This window comes from Microbacterium sp. NPDC059771 (assembly GCF_042732495.1).
GTDB lineage: Bacteria > Actinomycetota > Actinomycetes > Actinomycetales > Microbacteriaceae > Microbacterium > Microbacterium sufflavum.
In genome coordinates this window covers 2512719-2530660 of the sequence record NZ_JBHWHK010000001.1, presented here as the reverse complement: position 1 = coordinate 2530660, position 17942 = coordinate 2512719, and the positions used below count along the sequence as shown (strand labels likewise).

Here is a 17942-nt window from a genome sequence, read left to right as displayed (position 1 = left end):
GAGCCTAACGACCCGTGCCGAGCGCATCGTCGGCCTCGGTGCGCAGCCCGACCATCACGGCGCGCAGCGCGTCGACGACCACGCGGACGGACCGCCGGCGCAGGTTCTCCGGCCGCGCCAGGACGTCGATCATGCGGTGCGTGCTCACGCCACGCAGCGGGATGCGCACGATGTCACGGTCGTCGACGCTGCGCGACGTGAAGCGCGGCAGCATGCCGAGCACCCCGCCCGCGGCGACGACGGCGGACACGGCGCCGTAGTCGTTGATGCGGTGGAGGACGTCGACCGGGCGCCCCGCGACGGCCGACACGGCGCGCAGCACGTCGTCGGGGGAGTAGCCGGTGCGGCTGGTCACCCAGCGCTCTGCCGCCACGTCGGCGGGCTTCAGGCTCGACCGCGTGGCGAGGGGATGATCGGCGGCGACCGCCACGTCGAGCGGCTCGCGCACGAGCGTGACACTGCGCACACCCGCCGTTGGCCACGGATCGGAGTGCTCCATGCGATGCGCGAGCACCAGGTCGTACCGGGAGGTGAGGGCGGGGAACTCGCTCTGGGCGACGTCTTCGTCGGTGAGCTGCACGGTGGGCGCGGCATCCAGCGCGGACAGCTCACGCAGCAGCGGCCCGAACAGCGCCTGCCCGACGCTGTGGAAGCCGCTGAGGCTCACCACGCCCGTCGCCGCCTCCTCGAAGTCGTCGAGGGCGTGCCTCGCGGCGGCCATCGCGTCGATCGCGTCGGTGCCCGCCGCGGCCAGGACCTCTCCGGCCGCAGTGAGCACGAGCGAGCGTCCCTCGCGACGGGTGAGCGGTGTGGGGAACGCCCGCTGGAGGGCGGCGAGCTGCTGCGACACCGCGGACGGCGTGACGCGCAGGGCCTCGGCGACCGCGGTCACACTCCCGAGGGCGCCGAGCTCGCGGAGGATCTGCAACTGGTGGAGCTCCATCGCGATAGTTTAGCCAGGACTACAGAGACGATGCAGGATTTGCCGATTGTTCTACAGCGATGGATGCGCTGAGATCGAAGACATGAAGGCTTTGTTCAAGGAGGAGCCGGGCGCCGGACTCACCCTCGTCGACCGCCCCGAACCGACGGCCGGACCGGGGGACGTGGTCATCCGCGTGCTGCGGACGGGCATCTGCGGCACCGACCTGCACATCCACCGCTGGGACGACTGGGCGGCCTCCGCCATCTCGACCCCGCTCATCCCCGGACACGAGTTCTACGGGGAGGTCGTGGAGGTCGGGCCCCTGGTGCACGACATCGTCGTCGGGGACCGCGTCTCCGGCGAGGGGCACATCGTGTGCGGCACCTGCCGGAACTGTCGCGCGGGGCGCCGGCAGATGTGCATCCGCACGATCGGTCTCGGGCTGCAGCGCGACGGGGCGTTCGCGGAGTACCTGTCGCTGCCTGCCGCGAACGTCTGGGTGCACCACGCCGACGTGACCCCGGAACTCGGGGCCGTCTTCGACCCCCTCGGCAACGCCGTGCACACGGCCCTGACGTATCCGCTGGTCGGTGAGGACGTGCTGGTGACCGGGTGCGGCCCGATCGGCCTCATGGCGATCGCGGTGGCGCGGCACGCCGGTGCGCGTTTCATCGCCGCGACCGATGTGAGCGCACCGCGGTTGGAGATGGCGCGGCGCATGGGCGCGGACGAGGTGGTCGACGTGTCGCAGCGCGACGTGCGCGACGCCCAGCGCGTGCTCGGCATGCGCGAGGGCTTCGACATCGGCTTCGAGATGAGCGGCGCGGCGTCGGCCCTCCCGGCCATGATCGACAACATGAACCACGGCGGACGGATCGCGATGCTCGGGCTGCCGAGCGCCGGCTTCGAGATCGACTGGGGCAAGCTCGTCACGCACATGCTCACGATCAAGGGCATCTACGGCCGCGAGATGTTCGAGACGTGGAACGCCATGGGCGCGATGCTGCAGACCAGCGCCGCGCTGCGCGAGGCGATCGGCCGCGTGATCGCCGACGTCGTGCCGGCGCGCGAGTGGGAGCGCGGCTTCGCGGCCGCGGAATCGGCGGGAACGGGCAAGATCATCCTCGACTGGACGGAGCTGTGATGTACGGAGACTTCAAGACCCATGTGGCGGCGGAGCTCGCCGGGATCGAGGAGGCCGGGCTCACCAAGCGGGAGCGCGGCATCCGCGGACCGCAGAGCGCGGAGATCACGGCCGACGGGACGCCCGTGCTGAACTTCTGCGCCAACAACTACCTCGGCCTCGCGGACGATCCCCGGATCCTCGCGTCGGCCACCGCCGCGCTGCAGGAGTGGGGGTACGGGCTCGCGAGCGTCCGCTTCATCTGCGGCACCCAGGAGCAGCATCTGGAGCTGGAGCGGCGCCTGGCGGACTTCCTCGGGACGGACGACGCGATCCTCTACTCGTCGTGCTTCGACGCGAACGGCGGGGTGTTCGAGACGCTCTTCTCGGCGGAGGACGCGATCATCTCGGACGAGCTCAACCACGCGTCGATCATCGACGGGATCCGGCTCTCCAAGGCGCGTCGCCTGCGCTACCGCAACCGCGACATGGCCGACCTGGAGGAGCAGCTGCGGGCGGCGGCCGATGCCCGGTTCCGGGTGGTCGTGACCGACGGCGTGTTCTCGATGGACGGCTACATCGCGCCGCTGGCCGAGATCTGCGACCTGGCCGAGCGCTACGACGCGCTGGTGTTCGTGGACGATTCCCACGCCGTCGGGTTCGTGGGCGAGCACGGCCGCGGCACTCCGGAGCTGTGCGGGGTGTCGGACCGGGTCGACATCTACACCGGCACGTTCGGCAAGGCGCTCGGCGGCGCCTCGGGCGGGTACGTGGCCTCCCACGCCGACATCGTGGCGCTGCTGCGACAGCGGTCGCGCCCCTACCTGTTCTCGAACACGCTGGCCCCCGCGATCGTGGCGGGAACCCTGACGGCGCTCGACCTCGTCGAGGGATCCGCCGAGCTGCGGGCGCGACTGCGCGAGAACGCGGCGCTGTTCCGGCGCCGGATGACCGAGGAGGGGTTCGAGCTGCTGCCGGGGGAGCACCCGATCGTCCCGGTGATGTTCGGCGATGCGGCGAAGACGGCGCGGATCGCCCAGGCCATGCAGGAGCGGGGCATCTACGTGACCGCGTTCAGCTTCCCCGTCGTCCCGCGCGGGCTCGCGCGCATCCGCGTGCAGCTGTCTGCCGCGCACACGCCGGAGCAGGTGGAGGAGTGCGTCGCCGCGTTCGTGGCGGCGCGTGACGCGGTGGGCTGACGGGAGCGGATCCGGATGCAAAGAAACTCTTGCAAAGAGTCGTTTGCAAGGGTATCTTTGCACTCATGACCGAACAGACCCAGGTGCGAACGCTCGACGCCGGAGCGCTGAAGGCCCTCGCCCACCCGCTTCGCGTGAAGATCTTCGACCTGCTCGCCTCGCGCGGCCCCCAGACCGCGAGCTCCCTCGCCGCGCTCGTGGGGGAGACCTCGGGTTCCACGAGCTATCACCTGCGCGCCCTCGCCGCGCACGACCTCATCCGCGAGGTCGAGGGCCGCGGCACCGCCAGGGAGCGCTGGTGGGAGCGGCCGAAGGGGCGCATCGACGTGCCGGGCCCGGACGACATGACCTCGCCCGCGAACCGCGCCGCCGCGCAGATCGTGACCTCCGAGTTCTTCCGGCTGCGGCACGAGACGCTGATGTCGTACCTGAACCGACCGGCGTCCGAGGTTCCCGACGGGTGGGGTGACGTGGGCATCACGCTCACCACGCACCTCGACGTGACCCCCGCCCAGGCACTCGCCCTGCGCTCGGAGCTGGAGGCCGTCATCGAGTCGGCGATCGAGCGGTACCGCGGCCAGACCGGGCCGGACGTGCGGCGGGTGTCGGTGCGCGCCGAGCTGTTCGACCTGCCGACGCCGCCGTCCGCGGCGGGTGCGGCCGAGCCGGAGTCCGCATCATGACCGCCGCCACGCTGCACCTCTCCGCCCCCACGCGCACGGAGCGGGGGCTGCTGCGCCTCGCCGACCGCCTCACCGGACTCGTCGAGCATCGCGTGGCCGAGCGCGCGCGGCGCCGCCAGCTCGCGCTCGACCTGCTGGCGGAGCAGCAGGCTCGCCGCCACGACCCGCGCGCCGTGGACCACCTGCTCGCCCAGCTCGGGGCGCCGCGCCGCTGACGGCCCCTGCCACGGACGCGAGAGCCCCGGATCCGCAGAGGATCCGGGGCTCTCGTCGCACGGGGGCCGCTCAGTCCTCGAACGGACGCGCCACCACCTCGCCGGACGCCGTCTGCACGACCTCCCAGCCCGCGTCGAGCTCGGCGAGCGCCCGGCCCTCCAGCCAGGTGAGCGTCCAGTGTCCGGTGAGCCCGCGGGCCTCGACCTCGGCGATCGCGGGGCGCAGCGCCTCCGGGACCGACGCGGGCGGCTGCGTGCCGGTGGCCCAGCGGGTGCCGAGCTGCATCACGACGCCTCGACCGGGGCGAGCTCGATCGCGGTCACCGCGAACTCCTCGGCCTCGGTGAACTCGAGCTCGGCGATGCGGCCGACCGCGCGGAGGTCGTCGGCGGCGGCGCGCAGCGCGTCGAGCTTCGCGGCAGGGGCGGCGATCGCCGCGCGCGACACCGGGGTCTTCTGCGACGCCTTCGCCTCGGTCTTCGCACGACGGATGCCGATCAGGGCCTCGCTCGCGGCGGCCAGCACCGCGGCGTCGCCCTCGATGCCCAGCGGCTCCGGCCACGCGGCGGTGTGCACGGAACCCTGCTCGAACCACGACCACGCCTCCTCGGTCGCGAACGACAGCACGGGCGCGAGCAGACGCAGGAGCGTGGACAGCGCCAGGCGCAGCGCCAGTGCCGCCGACGCCTGTCCCACGTCGTTCTGGTTGTACGCCCGCTCCTTCACCAGCTCCAGGTAGTCGTCGCAGAACGTCCAGAAGAACGCCTCGGTGAGCTCGAGCGCGCGCGCGGCGTCGTAGCGGTCGAACGCCGCGGTCGCCTCCGCCACCACGGCGTCGAGGGCCGTGAGCATCGAGGCGTCCAGCGCGTGGGTGACCTGCGCCCCCTCCGGCACCGGGAACGACAGCACGAACTTCGCGGCGTTGAGCACCTTGATGGCCAGGCGCCGCCCGATCTTCACCTGGGTCGGATTCTGCGGGTCGAACGCGGCGTCCATGCCCAGTCGGCTGGAGGCCGCCCAGTACCGCACCGCGTCGGAGCCGTGCGCGTCGAGCACGTCGGCCGGGGTGACCACGTTGCCCTTCGACTTCGACATCTTCTTGCGGTCCGGGTCGACGATGAAGCCGGAGATCGCGGCGTTCTTCCACGGGGCCCTGCCGTCCTCCAGCGTGGAACGCAGCATGGTGGAGAACAGCCAGGTGCGGATGATGTCCTGCCCCTGCGGACGCAGGTCGAACGGGGCCGTGAGCTGCCACAGCTCCTCGTCGCGCTGCCAGCCGCCGGCGAGCTGCGGCGTGAGCGACGACGTGGCCCACGTGTCGAGGATGTCGGCCTCGGCGTCGAACCCGCCCGGCACGCCGCGCTGGTCTTCCGTGTACCCGGCCGGCACGTCGGTGGTCGGGTCGATCGGCAGGCTCGCGGTGTCGGGGACGAGCACGCGGTCGTAGTCGCGGTCGCCGTTCTCATCCAGCGCGTACCAGAGGGGGATCGGCACGCCGAAGAAGCGCTGCCGGGACACGAGCCAGTCGCCGGTGAGACCGCCGACCCAGTTCTCGTACCGCACGCGCATGAAGTCGGGGTGCCACGCGAGCTCCTGCCCGTGCGTGAGCAGCTGGTCGCGCAGCTCGCCGTCGCGGGCGCCGTTGCGGATGTACCACTGGCGCGTGGACACGATCTCGAGCGGACGGTCGCCCTTCTCGAAGAACTTCACGGCGTGCTGGAAGGGCTTGCCGACCGCGGTCAGGTCGCCCGTCTCCTGCAGCTTCTCGACGATCGCCTTGCGGGCGCTGAACACGGTCTTGCCGGCGACCTCGGCCGCGTACCAGGCGCGGGCGTCGGCGTCGGCCACGAGGGACGGAGCCTCCGGGAGGAACCGGCCGTCGAGGCCGATCGTGGTCATGTTCGGCAGGTCGCGACCATCGGTCGTGCGCAGCTCGCGCCACCAGACGATGTCGGTCACGTCGCCGAAGGTGCACACCATGGCGGCACCGGTGCCCTTGTCGGGCTGGGCGAGGTGGTGACCGTGGATCTCGATCTCGGCACCGAAGAACGGGGTGCGCACCTTCGTGCCGATCAGGTGCTTGTGCGGGCCCTCGGGGTGGGTCACGATGGCGATGCACGCGGGGAGGAGCTCCGGACGCGTGGTGTCGATCGCGATCGAGCCGGAGCCGTCCGCGAAGGGGAACTCGATCGTGTGATACGCGGCCTGCTGGTCGCGGTCCTCCAGCTCGGCCTGCGCGATGGCGGAGCGGAAGTCGATGTCCCACAGCGTCGGCGCGAGGGCCTGGTAGGCCTCGCCCCGGTCGATGTTGCGCAGGAACGCGAGCTGGCTCTGGCGGATCGTGTCGTCGGAGATCGTGCGGTAGGTCTGCGTCCAGTCCACGCTCAGGCCGAGCTGCCGGAACAGTGCCTCGAACTGCTTCTCGTCCTCGATCGTGAGGCGCTCGCACAGCTCGATGAAGTTGCGCCGGCTGATGGGCTGCTGGTCGGCCGCACGGCTGGACTTGTTGTCTCCGCCCTCGAACGGCGGGGTGAAGTCGGGGTCGTAGGGGAGCGAGGGGTCGCAGCGCACGCCGTAGTAGTTCTGCACGCGGCGCTCGGTGGGCAGGCCGTTGTCGTCCCAGCCCATCGGGTAGAACACGGTCTTGCCGCGCATCCGCTCGTACCGCGCCTTGACGTCGGTGTGGGTGTACGAGAACACGTGCCCGATGTGCAGGCTGCCCGAGGCGGTGGGCGGCGGGGTGTCGATCGAGTACACGCCCTCACGGCCGAGTTCCGCGGCGCGCAGACGGTCGAACAGGTAGGTGCCCTGCTCCGCCCAGGCGGCGTCCCACTTCGCTTCGAGACCTTCGAGTGCGGGCTTGTCAGGGATGGCGGACATGGAGGTCTCCTCGAGCGATGTATGCGGCACTGTGTGAGCGTGCCTGAGTGTGGGTGGTGCCGCCCAGTCTACCGAGCGTGCGGGCGGGTCGCTCGACCGCGGCGGGCACTCGGCGCGGCGCGGACCCGCACCCGCCGCGACTGGGAGGATCGGAGCATGACATCGCCGTCGTCCTCGTCCACCCGTCCCCGGCTCGCCGACCTCGGCGTCGCGCCCGGAGCCTTCGCGCGCGGTGCGGAGAACGCGATCACCGACGTGCCCGGGGTGCGGGTCGGCCACGCCACGCTGCACGGCGACGGTCTGCACACGGGGGTCACGGCGATCGTGCCGGACGCGCTCACCGCGCGGCGCCGCAGCCTTCCCGCGAACCTCTCCGTGGGCAACGGCTACGGCAAGCTCGTCGGTGCCACGCAGCTGCGCGAGCTCGGCGCGCTGGAGACGCCGATCCTCCTCACGTCAACCCTGTCGGTGTTCCGCGTGGCCGACGCGCTGCTCGGGCACCTGCTGGCGACACCCGCGCACGCGCACACGACGACGCTGAACCCGGTGGTGGGGGAGACGAACGACGGGTTCCTCTCGGACATCCGTCGGCGGGCCGTGGGCGAGGAGCAGGTGGTCGCGGCACTGGAGGCGGCGGCGTCCGGTCCCGTCGCGGAGGGCTGTGTCGGTGCGGGTGCCGGGACGGTCGCCCTCGGCTACAAGGGCGGCATCGGCACGGCGTCGCGGGTGGTCGACGTGGCCGGAACCCCGTGCACGGTCGGCGCGGTCGTGCAGACGAACTTCAGTGGCACGCTGCGCATCGCCGGGGTGCCCCTGCCCGCGGAGGAGCTGCTCACGGACGACCCTGCGGAGCCGGTCGGGAACTCCTGCATGATCGTCGTCGCCACCGATGCGCCGGTCGACGGCCGCCAGCTCGGGCGCGTGGCCAACCGCGCCGTGTTCGCGATGCGGGGCGTCGGTGCCGACTACGCGCAGGGCAGCGGCGACTACGCCATCGCGTTCTCCGTGCACGACCCAGCGACGAGCGGGCTCGCGGCGGACGACGAGCTCTCGCCGCTGTTCGCCGCGACGATGGACGCGGTCGAGGAGGCGCTGATCAACTCCGTGCTGTCCGCAGAGACCACCGTGGGCCCCGAGGGGCGGACGGCGCACGCGGTGCCGATCGATCGGGTGCGCGAGCGCCTGGCGCGCGCCGGGGTCGTCTGACCGGCGTTCACGACCCGGGGGGAAACGTCGCCGTGGAGGACGGATGCGCGACGTGTCACGGCAACCGCGCCCGGATGTCGTGCGGTGCGAGCGGTGCTCAGTCGGCGAGCGCGGCGTGGATGCCCTCGCCGATCCGGCGCATGGCCGCGAGCACCGGGCCGCGGCCGTCCGCACCGCTGTTCCAGGTGGCCAGCACGGCGTAGGCGATGCGCCGGGTGGGCGACATGACGAGGCCCGTGTCGGCGCGGACCCGCGAGATTGTGCCGGTCTTGTTCAGCAGCCACACGCCGCGGTCGAAACCCCAGTGCGCGAGCGGGTCGAGCTCGAACGCCGAGGCGACCATCGACAGGTCCATGCCGGCACCGAGCCACCGCCGCAGCGTGTCGGCCGACGCGGGAGAGAGATCGGCGCCGTCGGCGAGCCGCGACATGAAGCGCACGAGCTCCGCGGCGTTCGCGTGCGACAGCGTCCGGGGAGCGCCGGGCGGGATCGGCCACCGCACGATGTCGTCGAGCGCGGAGGCGGTGTAGCCGAGCGCCCGGGTGTGCTCCTGCACCACGGGGATGCCGATCACGCGGCCCAGGGTGTTGGTGGCGGCGTTGTCGCTCACCGCGCCGATCAGCGCCGCCACGTCGTACAGCGACAGCTCGTCGGCCTGCAGCAGGTACCACAGCCCCGAGTCCTCGATGGCCTCCACGGGGCGCCGGGTCACGCGCTCCTCCAGCGTGCGGGTGCCCGCGTCGACCTCGGCGAGCAGCCGGTGCAGCAGGAAGATCTTGCCCACGCTCGCGGTGTCCTGCACGGCCTCGGGGTCGTGGCGCAGCAGCACCTCGCCGGTGTCGACGTCCTGCACGAGCACCGACCACACGGTGCCGTTCCCGCTCGGCAGCTCCACGTCGATCGCGCTCATGCGTCCCCTCCGTCGTCGCGCGGGCGTCCGGTCACGTGCGCCCGGATGAGCTCGCCGACCGCGCGCATGCCGTCGAGCACGGGCGCTCGCAGATCGGTGCCCGCGGTCTTCCAGTTCGCCGCGACGGCGTAGGCGACCGCGCCCTCCGGGCCGCGCAGCAGTCCGACGTCCACCCGCGCGAAGCCCACGCTGCCGGTCTTGTGACGCAGCACCAGGCCCTGGTACTCGGCCTCGACGTGCGCGAGGGGGTCGAGCAGGAACGCGTCGGCGGTCATCGACGTGTCGGTGTCGGCGGCCAGCCAGTCCAGCACGCGCGCACTCACGGCGGGGGAGAAGACCTCGCCGGCGCCGAGCCGCCGCATCACGTCGGACAGCTCGGCCGCGGTGCCGAACGACGGCGTCCACGGCAGGTCGGGCGTGCGCTCGTTGCGGATGTAGTCGTGCAGCGCGGTGTCGCGGTAGCCGAGCTCCGGGGCGACCGCGCGGACGGCGTCGAGTCCGCAGAGGTGGAGGAGCGCGTTCGTGGCGAGGTTGTCGCTCACGGCGCCGACGAGGAGTGCCGCGTCGTGCACGGTGACGCGCTGGTCGTGCATCCGGTACAGCAGCCCCGAGTCCTCGACACGGTGCTCGTCGGGGATGTCGATGCGCGCGTCCGCCGCGAGCGTCCCGTCCTCCAGCCGCCGGGCGACCTCGATGAGCAGGAAGATCTTGCCGATGCTCGCGGTCTCGCACTGCACGTCCGGGTCGTGCTCGGCCAGGGTCGCCCCGGTGTCCGCGTCGAGCAGCCGGACGGACCAGGTCGCCCGGGGGTCGAGCGGGGGGAGGGCGATCATGCCGGCAGCCCGACCGTGAGGCGCGGCTCGTCCCCGGTCGCGTCGAGCACCCCGTCCACGCCGAGCGGGATCGTGAGCGCGTGCGGGTCGTGGCCGAAGCCCTGCTCCCACAGCACCGGCACCCCGCGGTCTTGGAACTCGTCGCGCATCAGGGCGTGCACGAGCTCGAGGTCGCCGCACTCGTGCCAGGAGCCCAGCACGATGCCCGAGGCCTGGGCGAGCCGCCCGGCCCGGCGCAGCTGCGTCACGAAGCCGTCCAGCCGGTACGGCTCCTCCGTGATGTCCTCGAGGAACAGGATGCCCGGGGCGGCGACGGCGGCCTCCGGCGCCCCCAGTCCCGCCGCCAGGAGGCTGAGGTTGCCGCCGGTGAAGCGTCCCTCCGCCCGGCCCCGCGTCATGATCTCGGTCTTCGGGCCGATGAGCTCGCGTCCGCGCCAGGGCTCGAACAGCCAGCGCTGCACGTCGTCGCGCACGGTCGGCGAGTCGCGGAACACGTTGTTGCCCGCCATCGGACAGAACAGCGTGGCGACGCCGAGGTGCGCGCGCCAGGTCTCGTGCAGCGCGGTCACGTCGGACGAGCCGGTGAGCAGCTTCGGCCGTCCGTCGCGCCGGAGGGCTCCGCGCCGCATGGCCGCCCAGTCGATGCCGTCGAGCAGCCGCAGGGCGCCGTAGCCGCCGCGGGCCGTGACGACCGCGTCGACCTCGGGGTCCAGCCAGGCGGCCACGAGGTCGGCGCGGCGCAGGTCGTCGGGGCCGGCGAGGTAGGAGGCGCGCGGGTGCGGCGTGAGCACGTGCTCTCCCACCCTCACGTTCAGGCCCCACGACTCGTAGTAGTCGACGGCGCGCTGCGTGTTCTCCTCGTTGCCGGGGCCCGAGGGCGACACGATCGCCACGGTGTCGCCCGGTCGCAGCGGCGGGGAGTCCAGGTAGGGCGAGTCCGTGCCGATCGCGGTGCCCTCCATCGTGTCGGTCATGCGGTCCTCTCCTCGATGCGCGGTGCCGCAGAGAGCAGGTGCCGCGTGTACTCGTGCTGCGGGTTCAGCAGCACCTCCTCCGTGGGGCCGTGCTCCACGATCTGCCCGTGGTACATGACGGCGACCGTGTGGGCGATGTTCCATGCGAGCCCGAGGTCGTGCGTGATGACGAGCGCTGAGAGCCCGAGGCGGCGGCGCAGGTCGAGCAGCAGTCCCAGGATCTCGCCGCGCACCGAGGCGTCGAGCGAGGCGACGGGTTCGTCGGCGATCAGCATCTGCGGCTGCACGGCCAGGGCCCCGGCGATCACGACGCGCTGCCGCTGACCGCCGCTGAGCTCCTGCGGGATCGCGCCGAAGTACTGCTCGGGCGGCGTCAGCTCGGCGTCGGCGAGGCTCTGCGCCACGCGCTCGCGCTCGTCTCCGGGGTAGCGCTGCACGCGCAGGCCCTCGGCGACCGACTCGTACACGCTGTGCTTGGGGTTGAGCGCCGCCCACGGGTCCTGCAGCACCAGCTGCACCTGCGAACGGAACTGCGCGAGCGCCCGGCCCTTCGCCGCGATCGGAGAGCCCTCGAACAGGATCTGCGACCCCGGGTCGGCGGGCTGCAGTCCCATGAGGGCGCGGGCGAGGGTCGACTTGCCCGAGCCGGACTGGCCGACCAGCGCCACGATCTCGCCGCGCCGCACCGCGAGGTCGACGTCGCGCACCGCGTGCACGGGGCGGCCGCCCGAGCGGTAGGTGACGTTGAGGCCCTTCGCCTCCAGCAGCACCTCGTCGCCGTGGACGATCTCCGGCACGTCGTCCGCGTCGCGTCCGTGCCGGGTCACCGGCGCCATGCGGGAGGCGGGGTCGCCGATGGTGGGGAACGCGTCGGCGAGCTGGCGCGTGTACGCCTGCTCGGGCGTCGTGCACACCGCGTAGCTCTCGCCGACCTCGACCAGCTCGCCGTTGCGCATGATCGCGATGCGGTCGCACGCGGTCGCGAGCACCGACAGGTCGTGGCTGATCATCAGCATCGAGATGCCGCGCTCGGCGACCAGCCGGGAGATCATGTCGAGGATCTGCTTCTGCACGATCACGTCGAGCGCGGTGGTGGGCTCGTCCGCGATGATCACCTCGGGGTCGCACGCGAGAGCCATCGCGATCATGACGCGCTGCCGCTGCCCGCCGGAGAGCTCGTGCGGATACGCCTCGCCCTTCTGCGGCGGAAGGTCGACGACGTCGAGCAGCTCGCGCACCCGTTCCTTCCGCGCCTTCTCGGTCTTCCAGCGATCGGAGGCGTGCAGCTCCAGCGCCTCGTTCAGCTGCCATGCGACCGTGCGCACCGGGTTCAGCGAGTGCATCGCGCCCTGGAACACGATGGAGGTCTGCGCCCACCGCACGGCGCGCAGCTGTCCGAACGACAGCGTCGCCACGTCCTGGTTGCCCAGCAGCACGCGTCCGCTGAGCCGGGCGTTGCGGGGGAGCAGGCGCAGCACGCTCATCGCGAGGGTGCTCTTGCCCGACCCCGACTCGCCGGCGATGCCGAGGGTCTGCCCGGCGGGGAGGGTGAGGGAGACGTTGCGCACCGCGGCGACCTCGTCGCGGCCGGAGCGGCCGGAGGTGCGGTAGGTGATGGAGACGTCGTCGAAGATCAGGTCGGGCATCTCAGCGGCTCCTCAGCGTCGGGTTGGTGATGTTCTCGACCGCGCGGCCCATTACGGTGAAGGCCAGCACCACGAGCACGATCGCGATACCGGGCACGAGCACGTACCACCAGTAGCCGCTGGTCGCGGCGGAGACGTCCATCGCGTTCTTCAGGATCGAGCCCCAGGACTGCAGGGTCGTGTCGCCGAGGCCGAGGAACGCCAGCGTCGACTCGGAGATGATCGCGGAGCCGACCGTGAGGGTCGTGTTCGCGAGCACGAGCGGCAGCACCCCGGGCAGCAGGTGCTTGAGGATGATGTGCCAGTGGCCGGCGCCGAGCGCCCGGGAGCGCTCGATGTAGTCGCGCGACTCGACCGACAGCGTCTGCGCGCGCACCACGCGGGCCGTGCCCGCCCAGGAGGTGAGGCCGATGGCGATGATGATCGTCCACACCCCGCGGCTCAGCACCGACGACAGCACGATCGCGAGGATCAGCGACGGCAGCACCAGGAAGAAGTCGATGATGCGCATCATGAGGCCGCCGAAGAACCCGGTGAAGTGCCCGGCGGCGATGCCGACGAGCGTGCCGATGATCATCGACATCGCGGTGGCGGCGAGCCCGACGAGCAGCGACACCCTGGCGCCCCACACCATGCGCACCCAGATCTCGCGGCCCTGGTGGTCGGTGCCCAGCGGGTGCTCCCACGAGGGCGGGGCGAACCGCTGCACGTCGACGAGCTTCGTCACGTCGAGCATGCTCGCGGGGGCGATGACGGGCGCGAAGATCGCGACGAGCGCCACGATGATGAGGAAGACGAGCCCCACCATGCCGGCGCGGTGGTGCGCGAACTCCCGGCAGAAGCCGGTGAAGGCGACGCCGCGGCGGTGCCAGGCCAGGGCGCGGGGCGAACGGATGGTCGGGGATGCCGTGGTCATGCGCGCCTCACCCTCGGGTCGAGCTGACGGTAGATGAGGTCCGCGATGAGGTTCATCACGATGATGATCGTGGAGAACACCACGAAGGTGCCCTGCAGGAGCGGAAGGTCGGGGCCGGAGATCGCCTCGAACGTGAGCTTGCCGAGGCCGGGCCAGGAGAACACCGTCTCCACGGTCACGGCTCCCGCGATCAGGCCGCCGATGTGCATGAACACGAGGGTGACGGTGGGAAGCAGCGCGTTCGGCACGGCGTGGCGGCGGCGCACGAGGTCTTCGCGGAGGCCCTTGGCGCGTGCGGTGGTGAGGTAGTCGGCGCCCATCTCCTCCAGGAGCGAGCTGCGCATCACCATGAGGTATTGCGCGTACACCACGGCGACCATCGTGATCACCGGCAGCACCATGTGCGAGATCACGTCGAGCACGATGCCCACCGGGTCGGTCGGCGGGTTGGGAGACACCATGCCGCCGGTGGGGAACCAGTGCAGCGTGCCGCCGAAGATCATCAGCAGCAGCAGGGCCAGCCAGAACGTCGGCACCGACCAGAACACGAGCGAGGTGCCGGAGACGATGCGGTCGAAGGTGGAGCCGTGCTTCCACGCCGCCTTCTGGCCGAGCCACAGGCCGAGCGCGATCGCGATCACCGCCGCGGTCCCGGTGAGCAGGATCGTGTTCCAGAAGTACTGGCCGATCAGCTCGGACACCGACGTGCGGTACACGTAGCTCGTGCCGAAGTTGAGGGTGAAGACGTTGCCGAGGTAGTCGAAGAACTGCTGCCACAGCGGCTTGTTCAGGCCGAGCTGCTCACGCAGCTGGTCGGCCTGCTCGGCGCTCATGCCGCGTTCGCGGGCGATCGAGGCGACCGGGTCGCCGGGCAGGATCTTGAAGGCGAAGAATCCGAGGAGGATCACCATCGCGAGGCTGATGGCCGCGCCGCCGAGCTTGCCGAGGATGTACCGGAGGGCGCCGACGCCGGTCGGCTGCTCTTCGGCGGCCGCGCTCGTGGCGATGGCCGAGGTGGAGGGGGGTACCGCGTTGGACATGGGGGTCTCCTTGCTGCGGAGCCGGAGACGTCGCGGGGGCGGGCTGCCGCCGCCCGCGACGTCTCGCGGGGCTCATTCGACGTCGGCGATGTTGCGGCGTCGGATCAGGAAGAAGACCAGGGCGCCCACGACGATCACTCCCACGACGACTCCGCCGATGATGAGGCCCGTGTTGGTGCCCGTGCCGCCGGCCGTCGCGCCCTCGACCGGCTCCACGGTCAGGTAGCCCCAGTAGCCGGCCTGGTTGGCGATGATGCCGCCGTCCTTGGGCTGCAGGGTGAACCCGGTGAAGCGGTCGGAGCGGTACGCCTCGAGCGAGTTGGCGTACCAGGTGGCCACCTGCGCGGTGTCGGTGTAGTTCAGCGCGAGCATGTCGTGCACGATCTCCTGCCGCTTCTCCTCGTCGATCTCGGAGCGCTGCTGGGCGTACATCTCGTCGAACTCGGGGTTGCAGTAGCCGTCCTGCGTGGTGCCGCCGGTGCCGTCGGTCGCGGTCGGCAGGTTCATGCAGGTGTTGATGCCGAGCTGGTAGTCGGGGTCGGGGTTGACCGACCAGCCGCTGAAGTACAGGTCGTAGTCGCCGGACGTGGCCTTCGCGCTGATGGTGTCGGAGTCGGTGGACTCGACCGTGATCTCGATGCCGATGTCCTTCATCCACGGCACGAAGAAGTCGGAGATGGACTGCTCGTTCGCGTCGTCGGCGTCAATCAGCAGGCGCAGCGCGAGACGCTGCCCGTCCTTCTCGCGGATGCCGTCGGCCCCGGGCGTCCAGCCGGCCTCGTCGAGCTTCGCCTGCGCGGCCTCGGGGTCGAAGCCGACGATCACGTCGTCGTCCTCCGACAGGTGCCACTTCGGGAAGGACGCGGGGATGAAGCTCGTCGCCAGCGTGCCCTCGCCGTCGAGCACCTTGTCGAGCAGGGTCGCGGTGTCGGTGCCGAGGCGGATGGCCTGGCGCACCTCGAGCTCCTTGAGCGCGGCGTTGCCGGTGCCGTAGGGGACGTTGTCGCGGGTCTGCTGGCCCACGTTGATGCTGATCGAGTGGTAGCGGCGGCCCTCACCGGAGTGGGTGGTGACGCCGTCGACGCCGTCGAGCGCCTCGAACTGGGTGGGGGTGAGACCGGTGACGAGGTCGACGTCGCCCGCCTTGAGGGCCTGCACCTGCGCGTCGGAGTTCGTGTAGTACACGTACTGGATCGCGTCGATCTTGGGGGCGCCGCGCCAGAAGTTCTCGTTCGCCTTCAGGGTGATGGACTGGTTGGCGGAGTAGCTGTCCAGCACGAACGGGCCGGAGCCGACGACCTCGGAGTCGTTGGCGAACGTGGTCGGGTCGTCGACCTTCTCCCAGATGTGCTTCGGCACGATCGGGATCTCGGAGCCGGGGTTCGGGGCCTGCGGGGTCTTCAGGGTGATGACGACGGTCTTGTCGTCGGGCGTCTCGACCGTGTCGAAGTTCGACACCAGGTTGCCGTTGGCGGTGCCCAGCGCGGGCACCGTGAGCATCTGGTCGTACGTGTACTTCACGTCGGCGGAGGTGATCGGCTCGCCGTCGGACCACACCAGGTCGTCCTGCAGCGTGAAGGTCCAGGTCTGGCCCCCGTCGGTGGCCTCCCACGAGTCCGCCAGACCCTTGGTCGGGGAGCCGTCCTCAGCGTCGTTCTGCACGAGCGACTCGTACACGTACCGGATGATGTTGGTCGGCGTGAGGTAGATCGAGATGAACGGGTTGAACGTGTCGACGAACCCGGACGTCGCGATGCGCAGCGTGGTGTCCGATGCGGGGGATTCGGTGGCGGCGCTCGCGGTCTGCGCCTGGGCGGCACCGACCGGCGCGGCGACGAGAAGCGCGGTCGCGATCGCGGCGGCGGTCAGACTTCGCACTGATTTCGAGCGGGGGGCAAGACGCATGGAAGAAGTCCCTTCGGGCGCCGCCCGGATCCACGATGAAGCCGGGTCGGTGGAGACCATGCAAGCGGAAGTCGGGCCCGGGGTCAAGAGATTCGATGCGTATCGCGGAAGAAAAACTGCGGTCGTGGAGAAGACCCCCCGGCGCCGTTCGGGTGTAACACGGCGGAAACACGGGGCTGCCAGGATGCGCACGTGCGGGAACCGCCGAGACGGCGTCGCATCGTCACCGTGGAGATCCGGAACGTATCCTCGCCAGGGGTCCCGGGGCACGCGAACGGGAATCGTATCGTCAGTCCGCGGCGATCGTGAGCACGGCACGCAGGAGCGCGACCCGGTCGTGCAGGGAGGAGCGCAGGAAATGCTCGTCCACCGCGTGCGCGCCCCCGCCCCGTGGCCCGAAGCCGTCGACGGTCGGCAGCCCGAGCCCGCCCAGCAGGTTGGTGTCCCCGGCGCCCGCGGCCGGACGACCCTCGATGCGCTGACCGACACCGGCCGCCGCTTCGGAGATCTGCTCCAGCAGGACGGCGTCCTGCGCGGAGGCCCGCCAGGCCGGCCGCGCGCTGAGCACCTCCGCCGTCACGGTCGCGCCCTCGCGCACCGGGTGCAGCGCGGCCAGGGCGTCGAGCACCCGGCGTTCGGTGTCGGGATCCGTGAAGCGCAGGCCGATCTCGGCCGCCGCCTCCGCCGGCACCACGTTCGTGCGGGCTCCTCCGGCGATCGTGCCGACGTTGCACAGCACCGGACCGGGCAGGGCGGGATCCGCGACGATGCGTCGCACCGCGAGCAGCTGGTCGACGAGTTCGTCCACGGCCGAGATCCCGTGCTCCGGATCGAGGGCGGCGTGGGCGGCGCGCCCGGTGACCGAGAGGCGCACCCGCGCGCTGCCGCGACGGCCGACCTTGAGGGCGCCGTCGGGGTGCGGCGACTCGAAGCCGATCGCCGCCGCGGCCCCGCGCGCGCGTGCCGCCAGCAGCGGCCCGGACACGGGGGAGCCGATCTCCTCGTCGCACACGAGCACCACCCGCACGGCCCGGCGCCGCTCGACCGCGAGCGGCTGGAGGGTGCGCAGAGCCTCGAGCATCACCGCGATCCCGGCCTTCATGTCGTAGGCGCCCGGTCCGCGGACGACGTCGCCGTCCTCCACCCAGGGCACCTCGCCGTCGAGGGCGCCGACGGGCCACACGGTGTCGGTGTGCCCGATGAACAGGAGCGGATCGCCCGTGCCCGGCACGTCGATCACCAGGTCGGTCCCGGCGCTCGTGGGCTCGCGGCGGACAGTGCCGCCGATGGCCTCGAAGCGGGCGCTCAGGACATCGGCGATGCGGGCGCTGGCGGCGGTGTCGCGGCTCGGCGACTCGATCGACACGAGCTCGCGCACGAGTGCGATGATGTCGTCAGAAGAGTGGTCCGCGTGCTGCGCCGCCGGAGAAGTGGTCACAGTTACGAACCGTATCTGCCTCTTGATCCCCGTGCAAGCCGCCGATAAC

The 17942-nt window shown here is 71.4% G+C and carries 16 protein-coding genes; 5 read left to right on the top strand and 11 right to left on the bottom strand.

Translation table 11 applies throughout. The annotated features are described in order from the left end of the window. Positions 1-4: 4 nt before the first annotated feature. Positions 5-943 (bottom strand): LysR family transcriptional regulator, encoded by a 939-nt coding sequence (locus tag ACFV3I_RS12100; protein WP_378822921.1) that lies wholly within the window; start codon positions 941-943, stop codon positions 5-7. Between the two features lie 82 nt (positions 944-1025). Between ACFV3I_RS12100 and tdh the strand changes: the two genes are divergently transcribed. From tdh to ACFV3I_RS12080, 4 genes are all read left to right on the top strand, one after another. Then, a complete protein-coding gene (gene tdh / locus ACFV3I_RS12095) occupies positions 1026-2069 on the top strand; it encodes an L-threonine 3-dehydrogenase (protein WP_136030898.1) in 1044 nt (347 codons plus the stop codon). Continuing rightward, positions 2069-3247 (top strand): glycine C-acetyltransferase, encoded by a 1179-nt coding sequence (locus tag ACFV3I_RS12090; protein WP_136035433.1) that lies wholly within the window; start codon positions 2069-2071, stop codon positions 3245-3247. Before tdh ends, ACFV3I_RS12090 begins: the two co-directional genes overlap by 1 nt. A 65-nt stretch (positions 3248-3312) precedes the next feature. Continuing rightward, positions 3313-3930, top strand: a complete 618-nt coding sequence (locus ACFV3I_RS12085; RefSeq protein ID WP_136035432.1) for a transcriptional regulator — start codon at positions 3313-3315, stop codon at positions 3928-3930. Next, positions 3927-4145 (top strand): hypothetical protein, encoded by a 219-nt coding sequence (locus ACFV3I_RS12080; protein WP_247638939.1) that lies wholly within the window; start codon positions 3927-3929, stop codon positions 4143-4145. The genes ACFV3I_RS12085 and ACFV3I_RS12080 overlap by 4 nt, the downstream gene beginning before the upstream one ends. 70 nt (positions 4146-4215) lie before the next feature. Here ACFV3I_RS12080 and ACFV3I_RS12075 read toward each other — a convergent pair whose 3' ends face one another. After that, entirely contained in the window at positions 4216-4431 is a 216-nt protein-coding gene (locus ACFV3I_RS12075; protein ID WP_136030907.1) for a hypothetical protein, read from the bottom strand. Next, positions 4431-7025 carry a valine--tRNA ligase gene (gene valS, locus ACFV3I_RS12070; RefSeq protein WP_378822918.1) on the bottom strand — a complete coding sequence of 865 codons (2595 nt, stop codon included), beginning with the start codon at positions 7023-7025 and terminating at the stop codon, positions 4431-4433. The genes ACFV3I_RS12075 and valS overlap by 1 nt, the downstream gene beginning before the upstream one ends. A 156-nt stretch (positions 7026-7181) precedes the next feature. Here valS and ACFV3I_RS12065 point away from each other — a divergent pair, with 156 nt between their 5' ends. Beyond that, on the top strand, positions 7182-8231 hold the full coding sequence (locus ACFV3I_RS12065) for a P1 family peptidase (protein ID WP_378822916.1): 1050 nt from the start codon (positions 7182-7184) through the stop codon (positions 8229-8231). A 97-nt stretch (positions 8232-8328) separates the two neighbouring features. Here the strand turns inward: ACFV3I_RS12065 and ACFV3I_RS12060 are convergent, their stop codons facing one another. From ACFV3I_RS12060 to ACFV3I_RS12025, 8 genes are all read right to left on the bottom strand, one after another. After that, positions 8329-9141, bottom strand: coding sequence for a serine hydrolase (locus ACFV3I_RS12060; RefSeq protein WP_136035491.1), 813 nt, complete (start codon positions 9139-9141; stop codon positions 8329-8331). Next, positions 9138-9974, bottom strand: coding sequence for a serine hydrolase (locus tag ACFV3I_RS12055; protein ID WP_136035492.1), 837 nt, complete (start codon positions 9972-9974; stop codon positions 9138-9140). Before ACFV3I_RS12055 ends, ACFV3I_RS12060 begins: the two co-directional genes overlap by 4 nt. Then, on the bottom strand, positions 9971-10948 hold the full coding sequence (locus tag ACFV3I_RS12050; RefSeq protein WP_378822913.1) for an LD-carboxypeptidase: 978 nt from the start codon (positions 10946-10948) through the stop codon (positions 9971-9973). Before ACFV3I_RS12050 ends, ACFV3I_RS12055 begins: the two co-directional genes overlap by 4 nt. After that, positions 10945-12594 (bottom strand): ATP-binding cassette domain-containing protein, encoded by a 1650-nt coding sequence (locus ACFV3I_RS12045; RefSeq protein ID WP_378822911.1) that lies wholly within the window; start codon positions 12592-12594, stop codon positions 10945-10947. Before ACFV3I_RS12045 ends, ACFV3I_RS12050 begins: the two co-directional genes overlap by 4 nt. A 1-nt stretch (position 12595) precedes the next feature. Beyond that, positions 12596-13510, bottom strand: a complete 915-nt coding sequence (locus ACFV3I_RS12040; protein ID WP_136030919.1) for an ABC transporter permease — start codon at positions 13508-13510, stop codon at positions 12596-12598. Continuing rightward, a complete protein-coding gene (locus tag ACFV3I_RS12035) occupies positions 13507-14550 on the bottom strand; it encodes an ABC transporter permease (RefSeq protein ID WP_136035442.1) in 1044 nt (347 codons plus the stop codon). Before ACFV3I_RS12035 ends, ACFV3I_RS12040 begins: the two co-directional genes overlap by 4 nt. A 72-nt stretch (positions 14551-14622) precedes the next feature. After that, on the bottom strand, positions 14623-16428 hold the full coding sequence (locus tag ACFV3I_RS12030) for an ABC transporter substrate-binding protein (RefSeq protein WP_240745286.1): 1806 nt from the start codon (positions 16426-16428) through the stop codon (positions 14623-14625). A gap of 316 nt (positions 16429-16744) precedes the next feature. Beyond that, the gene (locus tag ACFV3I_RS12025; RefSeq protein WP_247981824.1) at positions 16745-17893 is read right to left on the bottom strand and encodes a M20/M25/M40 family metallo-hydrolase; all 1149 of its coding nucleotides are present in this window, start codon (positions 17891-17893) and stop codon (positions 16745-16747) included. Between the last annotated feature and the right edge of the window lie 49 nt (positions 17894-17942).